We start from the raw sequence: 3,996 nt of genomic DNA, 5'->3' as shown, positions 1-3,996 counted from the left end.
GTAGAACAGTGATTATTGCATCTGATGCATGATCGCCCCTCCTCTGCCCGCCACTCGCCTCTAGGCAGTCCGGAATCATCAGAAAGCGCTTCTGACCTGCAACGACACATCGCGGGGAGTCGACTCAAGGCACTCGTGAAAGCGTCGACCGGGCTCGTGCAGCCGCATGACATCGACTATGAATGCCGCGTTGAGTGGCGGATTTGCAAGGGTTCTGCATTAATTGCATGATTCTTGCATCCAATGCAATGGTTCGGGAGGGTTCATGGCGGTCGATTCAGCGGGACGGGTGCTGGATTTCGGCGCAGTGCGTTTCCTTCATCCGGAGGATGTCGTGTTCGCCCAGATGCTTACCGGTTGGCGGAATCAGCAGCTGAGCAGGAACCTGTCGTTTGGCACTATCGAAGGTCGGGAGCGTCTTGTTACGCGGTTCCAGGAGGCCACGAATGAATATCCGTGGCAGTGGACGCCGGCACATGTGGATGAGTTCTTCGGTGATCTGCGCAGCGTGAAGCACGCAGCCCAGTCCACGATCAGGAGTTATCAGGCGGCGCTCCGGGCGTTCTGCTCGTACGTCGCCTCGCCTGATTACGGCTGGGACCGGGTCTGCGAGCAGTATTTCGGAACGCACCCTTCGCAGGTCTGTTTCGACTGGAACACCGCGGTCCACGCCCAGGCCAACGAATCGGATCCCAAGCGGCGGCCGTTCACCCGACAGGAGCTGCAGGCCTTCTTTGACCGGGCCGATGACGAGGTGGACAGGATCGCGACACTGGGTCGCAAGGGCTGGCTGCCAGCCTACCGCGACGCCGTCCTGTTCAAGGTGGCCTACTGCTGGGGTCTCCGGCGCAACGAGGTCAGGCACCTGCAGACGGTCGATTTTGCCCGAAACCCGCACGCACGGGAGTTCGGCAAGTACGGCGTCCTGCAGGTCCGCTACGGAAAAGCCATGAAAGGTTCACCACCTAAGCACCGCAGCGTCCTCACCGTGTTCGACTGGTCCACGGAAATCGTTGCCGACTGGCTGGAACACGGCCACCCGCACCTGACCGACGGCCTGGACCTGTTCCCTTCCGAACGGGGCACCCTGGTTTCGGAGACAGCGCTGAACCGAAGGTTCAACCGGTACTGCGAGGACCTGGGCCTCTCCCCCGGCCTGGACATCCACTCGCTGCGCCGCTCCTACGTCACCCACTTGATCGAATCAGGCATGGACGCTTTGTTCGTCCAGCATCAGGCCGGGCACGAGCACGCCTCAACGACGGCCCTGTACACCTCCGTCTCCAGCGACTACAGGGTCAAAACACTGCGCCGCGCCCTGGACTCCACGATCCGGGACGCGCTGGCCGGAATGGAAGACTAAAACCCATGAAACGAGAGATCGACTACCGCTGGCGGCTTGCAGAACTGATGGCGGCCCGGGGAATGCACAACAGCACCGACCTCAGTCCCTTGCTCAAGGAACGCGGCATCGAACTTTCCGCCTCCCAGGTCTATCGGCTCGTCACCCAACGCCCGGAGCGCGTCTCACTCATGATGATCGCTGCGCTCTGCGACATCTTCTCCTGCGGGCCCGAGGATTTGGTTACCGTGACGGCAACGGACGCCAAGGTCCGCAAGGTCGCCTCCGACGCCAATGTCGTGGACCTGAGCAAGACCATCAGACCCAAACGTGCCCGGGTAATCCGCGATGACGGCTGAAGTCCCACGGCGGCTAGCCGTCCGCGGCCGGCCCCGCACCACCGGGGCGTTCACCTGCGACAGGTGCTCACGGGCAGCCGGCAAGCACCGCACCAGCTGGCCGGAAGGCAGGATCTGCGGGACCTGCTTCACGGTCGCCATGCGCACACACGGCACCTGCCCCGGCTGCGGGACAGAACGCATGCTCCCCGGAAGGTCTGCTTCCCACGGTGTCCAGCCAGTCTGCGTCGATTGCGCCGGCATCACCCAGGACTACCACTGCTCCGGCTGCGGGACCGAAACCGAGCACTACCGCCAGAACACCTGCGCCCGCTGCTCACTCCGGGTCGACCTCACCACGCTGTTGCACGTCGACGAGTCCCAGGGCAAAGAAACGACGGCAGCGAAACTGCTCTCCGCGCTCTGCGCAGCCCAGCGCCCTGAAAGCATACTCACCTGGCTCCGCAAACCCGGCGTCCGCGAACTGCTCGAGCGACTCGCCACCGGAGACCTCCCGCTCAGTCACGAGGCCCTGGACAGGGAACCCAACAGCCTACGGCTGGAGCACCTACGCAGTCTACTCATCCACCACAACCTATTCCCGGTCAGAGACCACTACCTGGCCCTCTTTGAGCGGTGGCTACCCGGCAAGCTCGATGACATTGATGACCCAGAGATTCGGCGTCCTATCGAGTCCTTCGCCCGATGGCACCACCTGCGACGCATCAGGACATTCTCAACAGGCGGGAAACCCACCCGCGGTCCCGTGCACAGCGCGAAGCAGGAAATCACCGAAACCATCAAATTCCTCACCTGGCTCAAGCTCACCCACGGACGGACCGCCGCATCCTGCGTTCAGGCCGACGTCGACGCCTGGCTGGCCGACGGTCCCACAACCAGGCATGCCATCAGAACCTTCTTCGTCTGGGCAGTGAAGAACCGGACCTGCACCAACATCACCATCGGCTTCCGGCAGGCCAAGACCGTGCCGCTGCTCACCCAAGCGCAGCGGCTCGCCATGCTCAAGGCCTGCCTCACCGACAACATCGACACCCTGTCCTACCGTGTCGCCGCCACTCTCCTGCTGCTCTACGCCCAACCAGTAGTGAAGATCGCCGCGATGAAAAGCACCGACGTGATCCTCACACCCGATGGCCTGCGCCTGTCACTCGGCGAAGAATACCCAGCGCCAGTGCCCGAACCGTTCGCCGCCCTCGTCTCGCAACACCTGGCCTCCCGGCCCAACATGCGCACCGGCAGCAGTTCCGGCAGCCCGTGGCTCTTCCCCGGCTACCGCGCCGGACAGCACATCCACCCCAACACACTCATGGAGCGCTTGAGGGAAGTCGGCATCGATCTCCTGGGCGCACGCAACGCATCCCTCCGCGCGCTCGTCAAAGAAGTCCCGGCACCGCTCGTCGCAGAAATGCTTGGCTACAGCTACCAAGTCACGCAAAAGCATGCTGCGGCCGCGGCAGAACCCTGGTCCCGCTACACGCCAGCCATTTCTAAATATTGATGACAGCTTCTACCGGAGCAAGCTAGCTGGATCGGGCCGGGATCAGCGACTCTGATCGAACCAATCCGAAGCACTTAAAGCTCTTGCTTTTGGCCGCCCTATTCGATCAACGATGGGAGCCCAGGTCTTAACCGGAACATCTTCAGCAAACCAATTGAAGGCCTTGATTGAAGGGTGGGCAGCGATTGCCTCCGGATCGGTATTAGTCAAAGCCACCGCTTTGGAAAGCAATAATTCCTCTAGATACGGCGCTTCTAGAAGCGGACCCAACCCAGCGAGCCCCTTCATCGATCCGATCTCCAGTCGTTTGAGATGCTGGAGGTTAGCGAGTGAAGGAAGAGTCCGCACTTGCGGCAATCCATAGAGGCTCAGCAGTCGGAGGTTTGTTTGAGCACTTATAGCAGACAGATCATGCAGACCGCGGATCTGGTTGACTGCGAGGTAGGTCAAGTTCTGGCAGCCGTTGACCACGTCCATCGACGTTCCGGAGCCACCTCGGATGTCTAACCACTCCAGCCGTGACAGCGACGACAAAAAGCCCTCAGGGATCTTGACCGCCCAGAGCGTCAGGCGCCGGACACCGGAGAGCCACTCGGCATCCGATAACTTGAGCGATTCATGGTCGATCCAGACGTCATGTTCAGAGCGCCACTTGGCAGCAGACTGAGCGGAACTTTTTTGAGCAACCATGACCCGAGTATGTCGCAAAGCCCCGTGAACCACGGTAAATGCAGCGTCGCGGTAGGTCTTGTCAGAGGAGATTAGTACCCAAACGAATATGCATCGTTACCAGTAAA

Annotated in this window: 4 protein-coding genes; 3 read left to right on the top strand and 1 reads right to left on the bottom strand. The window is 61.2% G+C overall.

Features of this window, described 5'->3' with window-relative positions; genetic code table 11:
• Positions 1–265 precede the first annotated feature (265 nt).
• Genes ACIPV6_RS23595 through ACIPV6_RS23585 form a run of 3 tightly spaced genes read left to right on the top strand, consistent with a single transcriptional unit; the run spans position 266 to position 3,199 of the window.
• Complete coding sequence (locus ACIPV6_RS23595; RefSeq protein ID WP_400273225.1) at positions 266–1,363, top strand: tyrosine-type recombinase/integrase; 1,098 nt, start codon at positions 266–268, stop codon at positions 1,361–1,363.
• Positions 1,364–1,368: 5 nt separating this feature from the next.
• Positions 1,369–1,701 carry a helix-turn-helix domain-containing protein gene (locus ACIPV6_RS23590; protein WP_400273224.1) on the top strand — a complete coding sequence of 111 codons (333 nt, stop codon included), beginning with the start codon at positions 1,369–1,371 and terminating at the stop codon, positions 1,699–1,701.
• Positions 1,691–3,199, top strand: a complete 1,509-nt coding sequence (locus ACIPV6_RS23585) for a hypothetical protein (RefSeq protein ID WP_400273223.1) — start codon at positions 1,691–1,693, stop codon at positions 3,197–3,199. Before ACIPV6_RS23590 ends, ACIPV6_RS23585 begins: the two co-directional genes overlap by 11 nt.
• A 42-nt stretch (positions 3,200–3,241) precedes the next feature.
• Here ACIPV6_RS23585 and ACIPV6_RS23580 read toward each other — a convergent pair whose 3' ends face one another.
• A complete protein-coding gene (locus ACIPV6_RS23580) occupies positions 3,242–3,889 on the bottom strand; it encodes a hypothetical protein (RefSeq protein ID WP_400273222.1) in 648 nt (215 codons plus the stop codon).
• Between the last annotated feature and the right edge of the window lie 107 nt (positions 3,890–3,996).

The sequence above is a fragment of the Paenarthrobacter sp. NPDC089988 genome (assembly GCF_044748465.1).
In the GTDB taxonomy this organism is placed as follows: Bacteria; Actinomycetota; Actinomycetes; order Actinomycetales; family Micrococcaceae; genus Arthrobacter.
This window is presented reverse-complemented; position numbering and strand designations above follow the sequence as displayed.

Coding starts and splice junctions, on each gene's coding strand:
- ACIPV6_RS23595 (WP_400273225.1), top strand. CDS start 266: ATGGCGGTCGATTCAGCGGGACGGGTGCTGGATTTCGGCGCAGTGCGT.
- ACIPV6_RS23590 (WP_400273224.1), top strand. CDS start 1,369: ATGAAACGAGAGATCGACTACCGCTGGCGGCTTGCAGAACTGATGGCG.
- ACIPV6_RS23585 (WP_400273223.1), top strand. CDS start 1,691: ATGACGGCTGAAGTCCCACGGCGGCTAGCCGTCCGCGGCCGGCCCCGC.
- ACIPV6_RS23580 (WP_400273222.1), bottom strand. CDS start 3,889: ATGGTTGCTCAAAAAAGTTCCGCTCAGTCTGCTGCCAAGTGGCGCTCT.